This window comes from Brevundimonas sp., from assembly GCF_036402095.1.
Taxonomy (GTDB): Bacteria; Pseudomonadota; Alphaproteobacteria; order Caulobacterales; family Caulobacteraceae; genus Brevundimonas.
The window spans coordinates 1-4,649 of record NZ_DASWTO010000091.1; the positions used below are offsets into that span (position 1 = coordinate 1).

The 4,649-nt window shown below is 72.3% G+C and carries 7 protein-coding genes; all 7 read right to left on the reverse strand.

The window, feature by feature from the left end; all coding sequences use genetic code 11:
- A partial coding sequence (gene ruvB / locus VGD32_RS07255) for a Holliday junction branch migration DNA helicase RuvB (protein ID WP_331031233.1) occupies window positions 1–861 on the reverse strand: 861 nt, incomplete at its 3' end.
- 172 nt (window positions 862–1,033) lie between these two features.
- Window positions 1,034–1,654, reverse strand: a complete 621-nt coding sequence (ruvA, locus tag VGD32_RS07260; RefSeq protein WP_331031234.1) for a Holliday junction branch migration protein RuvA — start codon at window positions 1,652–1,654, stop codon at window positions 1,034–1,036.
- Complete coding sequence (gene ruvC / locus VGD32_RS07265) at window positions 1,651–2,157, reverse strand: crossover junction endodeoxyribonuclease RuvC (RefSeq protein ID WP_331031235.1); 507 nt, start codon at window positions 2,155–2,157, stop codon at window positions 1,651–1,653. The genes ruvA and ruvC overlap by 4 nt, the downstream gene beginning before the upstream one ends.
- A 57-nt stretch (window positions 2,158–2,214) precedes the next feature.
- A complete protein-coding gene (locus VGD32_RS07270) occupies window positions 2,215–2,610 on the reverse strand; it encodes a cupin domain-containing protein (protein ID WP_331031236.1) in 396 nt (131 codons plus the stop codon).
- A gap of 72 nt (window positions 2,611–2,682) precedes the next feature.
- Window positions 2,683–3,372, reverse strand: a complete 690-nt coding sequence (locus VGD32_RS07275; protein WP_331031237.1) for an MgtC/SapB family protein — start codon at window positions 3,370–3,372, stop codon at window positions 2,683–2,685.
- A 65-nt stretch (window positions 3,373–3,437) separates the two neighbouring features.
- Window positions 3,438–4,136: an MgtC/SapB family protein gene (locus VGD32_RS07280; protein ID WP_331031238.1), complete on the reverse strand. Its 699-nt coding sequence runs from the start codon at window positions 4,134–4,136 to the stop codon at window positions 3,438–3,440.
- Window positions 4,137–4,175: 39 nt separating this feature from the next.
- Window positions 4,176–4,649 (reverse strand): energy transducer TonB (locus VGD32_RS07285; protein WP_331031239.1); only part of this gene is annotated, 474 nt, incomplete at its 5' end.

Here is a 4,649-nt window from a genome sequence, read left to right on the forward strand (position 1 = left end):
GGCGGCGGCGAGGGTGTCCATGCCGACCGGGCCGCCGCCGTAGTTCTCGATCAGGGCCTTGAGGAAGCGGCGGTCGTTGGCGTCGAGCCCGGCCTCGTCGATCTCCAGCCGGGCGAGGGCGCGGGCGGCGGCGAGGCGGTCGATGGAGGTCGCGCCCTCCGCGCTGGCGAAATCGCGCACCCGGCGCAGCAGGCGGCCGGCCACGCGCGGCGTGCCGCGCGAACGGGAGGCGATCTCGCGGGCCCCGTCCTCGGCGATGGGGGCGCCCATCTTGCGGGCCGCGCCCATGATCACCTTCACCAGCTCGTCGGGGGTGTAGAATTCGAGCCTGAGCGGGATGCCGAAGCGGTCGCGCAGGGGCGTGGCCAGCAGGCCGGCGCGGGTGGTGGCGCCGACGAGGGTGAAGGGGGCCAGGTCGATACGCACCGACCGCGCCGAGGGACCCTCGCCGATGATCAGGTCGAGGACGTGGTCCTCCATGGCCGGATAGAGGATCTCCTCGACCGCGGGGGCGAGGCGGTGGATCTCGTCGATGAACAGCACGTCGCGCGGTTCGAGATTGGTCAGGATGGCGGCGAGGTCGCCGGCCTTGGCGAGGATCGGGCCGGAGGTGGCGCGGAAGCCGACGCCCAGCTCGCGCGAGACGATCTGGGCCAGGGTGGTCTTGCCGAGCCCGGGCGGGCCGAACAGCAGGACGTGGTCGAGCGCCTCGTTGCGCCCGCGGGCGGCCTCGATGAAGACCTTGAGATTGCCCTTGGCCTGCTCCTGACCGACGAATTCGGACAGGGTCTGGGGGCGCAGGGCGCGGTCGTAGGTTTCGCCGGGGGCGGGGTCCGGGGAGACGATGCGGTCATCGGTCATCGGGCCACCCTCTCCCCACGACCGTCATCCTCGGGCTTGACCCGAGGATCAGAGGCAAAGCGGGGCTGTGCGGTGAAGACGGACCTCCGTCCTGGCCCAGACGCCCGCCGACGCAGCACCGGATGGTCTGATCCTCGGGTCAAGCCCGAGGATGACGGCGAGAAGAGGGGGCTCACCGTCCCAGCTCCTGCAGGGCGGCGCGGATCACCGCGGACAGGTCGGCGTCGTCGCCGAGGCGGATCAGGGCCTGGTCGACGGCGCGGCGGGCGTTGACCTCCGCCACGCCGAGGCCGAGCAGGGCCGAGACGGCCTCGCCGGTGACGCTGGGCGGCGGCGGCGCGGCGGCCTCGCCGTGAACGCCCGGGGCGGAGGGGGTGAAGGACACGTCGCCCAGCGGTTTGCCCTTCAGTTCGGTGACGATGCGCAGGGCCAGTTTGGGGCCGACGCCGTTGGCGCGGGCCACCGCGGCCTTGTCCTCGCGAGCCACGGCGGCGGCGAGGTCGGCGGGCGGCAGGACGTCGAGCACGGACAGGGCCGCCTTGGGGCCGACGCCCTGAATGTCGGTCAGGGTGCGGAAGGCGCGCCGCTCGTCGCGGGACAGGAAGCCGTACAGGCGCGGCCCGCTCTCGGCGTTCCAGGTCGAGTCGATCTGCAGGGTCGCCTCGTCGCCGGGCGCCGGCAGGCGCTGCAAGGTGCGGGCGCCGCAGAAGACGACATAGCCGACGCCGGCGCAGTCGATCAGGCAGTGGTCGGGCTCGATCTCGGCCAGCACCCCTCTGAGCCGGCCGATCACGCCGCGCCCGCCAGCAGGGCCCGCTTGCGCAGTTGGGCGTGGGTGATGGCGACGGCGAGGGCGTCGGCGGCGTCCGCCTTCACATCACCCGCCGAGGGCAGAAGGCGTTTGACCATGAAGGCGATCTGGGTCTTGTCGGCGTGGCCGGCCCCGACCACGGCCTTCTTGATGAGATTGGGCGAATATTCCGCGACGCTGAGGCCGCAGCGGGCCGGGGCCAGCATGACGGCGGCGCGGGCGTGGCCGAGCTTGAGCGTCGAGGCCGGATTCATGTTGACGAAGACCTCCTCGATCGCCGCCTCGTCGCAGCTGTAGGCGGCGCAGATCGCGCCGATCCCCTCGAGCAGGCACAGCAGCCGCTCGCTGAAGGGCGCGCCTTCCGGCGGGGCCACGACGCCATGGGCGATCCAGCGCAGACGCGAGCCCTCGGCCGCCACCACGCCCCATCCGGTGCGCCGCAGACCGGGGTCGAGTCCGAGAATTCGAGTCGCTTCGTTCGCCATCCGTTCCAGTCATGCCGCAAAGAGGGTTAGCGGACAATGACCGGCGTGCGTGCGACCCTATTCGGTGGTCTTGCCGTCGAAATGCTCTTCGGAGGCGTCGGCCTCGGCCTTCGTCCCGTGGACCACGCCGTCGCGGTGCTCGGGCGGGCCGTAGAGGGTGTAGAGCGCCAGCGGCGCATCGCCGGTGTTGATCACATTGTGCCGCGCGCCGGCGGGCACGATGACGGCGTCGTCGTCCTTGATCGCGGTGGCCTTGCCGTCGATCCGCACCTCGCCTGAGCCGCTCTCGATGCGGAAGAACTGGTCGTGGTCCTCGTGGACCTCCTCACCGATCTCCTCGCCCGGCTGGAGGGTCATCAGCACCAGCTGGAGGTATTTCCCGGTGTAGAGGACGCGGCGGAAGTCCGTATTGTTGACCGTCAGGTCTTCGATGTCAGCGACAAAGCCTTGCATGGCGATCTTTCCTTCGGCGGGGAGAGCCGCACATCGGGATGGGAAGGCGGCGGTTCAAGCGCCCGCCGCGGTCTATTCGTCGCGGGGCAGCACCGAGAAGCCGGCCAGACCTTCGCGCCCGCATAGCTCGGCCACCAGGGCGTCGACATCGACCGGCATCGGCCCCTTCACCTTCAGCAGATGTTCGTGGATCAGGCAGTCGGGGCTCATCACATGGCCGATGCGCACGGCCCTGAGGCCGCGGGCCCGCAGCATCTCGCGCAGCGCCGCCTCGCTGGGCGCAGCCCCCTGCTTCCAGCGCAGCGTCACGTCCATGACCCCGACGTGGGGCAGTTTGGCGTCGAGCAGACGCAGCACGGCGAGGACGGCCAGGGTCGCGCCGGAGCCGATCAGGGCCAGCTCCAGCATGCCGACGCCGAACAGCACGCCGATGGCCGAGGTCACCCAGAGCGACGCGGCCGTGGTCAGGCCGTGCACCGAAAAGCCCTCGCGGAAGATGACCCCGGCGCACAGGAAGCCGATGCCGGTGAGCAGGCCGTGCGACATCCGCGTCGGATCGATGACCACCGTCTGGCCCGGCAGGGCGAGGAACTCCCAGGTGGCCTGGTGCATGGCCGCCAGCATCAGCAGACAACTGGTCAGGCAGACGAGAATGTGGGTCCGGAACCCGGCCGGATGCCCGTGGTAGGTCCGCTCGACCCCGATCAGCCCCCCCGCCGTCATGGCCGCGGCGACCGGCCAGACCAGATCCCAATCTATCAAGATTCACTCCGCAAACTGACGAATCTCCAGCCTAGGCCCGCGAAGATGGCGGGATCAAGCCGCCGTCAGTCGTCGCGCGGGTCGAAGCGGTAGCCGGTGACGCCCTCGACGCCCCTCAGCCGGGCGGCGAGGGCCTTCAGCGCGGCGGCCCCGGCGACCTTGAGCCGGAAGGTCCGGCGCACCCGCTCGCCGTTGTCGATCAGTTCGAACCGGTCGCAGCGCCGGTCGGCGTCCAGCGCCGTCAGCGCGGCCTCGACCGCGTCCTCTGCGTCCGCCGCGTCGCGCCGCCAGACGATCTCGGCGTCGACCACCGACTTCTGCGGCAGCCGCTGGCTGACCAGCCGCAGGATCACCAGGGCCGTGACCGTCAGCACCGTCCCCGCGGCTGCGAGCGCGAACAGGCCCGCGCCGAACAGCAGGCCGATCGCGGCCGTGATCCACAGCGAGGCCGCCGTGGTCAGGCCATGGATGGAGAATCCGGCCCGGAAGATGACGCCGGCGCACAGGAAGCCGATACCGGTCAGCACCCCGTGCGCCATCCGCGTGGGGTCGCTGACGATCTGCGTTCCGGGCAGGGCGTCGAACGACCAGGCGCCCTGCGCCACCGCCGCCGTCATCAGCAGCGCCGAGGCGAGGCAGACGAGGATGTGGGTGCGAAAGCCGGCGGCGCGGCCGCGCCACTCCCGCTCGAAGCCGATCAGCCCGCCGGCGAGCACCGAGGCCAGCAGCGGCACGGTGAAATCGGGAAGCGAGGCCAGGTCCATGATCCGGCAACGGCGGGCCGGCGAAGGCGGTTCCGGGGGCTAGCCGGCCGGGGGGCCGGGCGGGGCCGGATCGACCGGGACCGGGTCCGGCGCCGGGGCGGGCTCCGCCGCCGGGATCTCGACCGGACCGGCGGGGGCGGCGGCGTCCGCCGGCGTCGGTCGCGGCGGCGCGGACGACAGCTCATAGGACACGCCGAGGGTGGCGACGCTCTCCACCGCCCGGCCGTCGATCAGCATCGGTTCCATGCGGGCGTTCGCCAGCGCCGGCAGGGTGGCGGCGGCCAGACCCGAGCCGGGCGGCGTCTCGCGGGCGGTGCAGGCGGTCAGCGTCCCGTCGCGCCGCACCGTGCAGCTGAAACGCACGCTCGCCCGCGTCACGCCGGGGGCGAGATCGCGGGCGCGGACGGTGTAGACCGGGGCGACACGCCAGCGGACCGCCTGTTCGACCGGCGCGCTGTCGCGCCGCGGGCGTTGCGGCGCGGCGGGCCGGGCGCCCGTGACCACCGGGGGGCC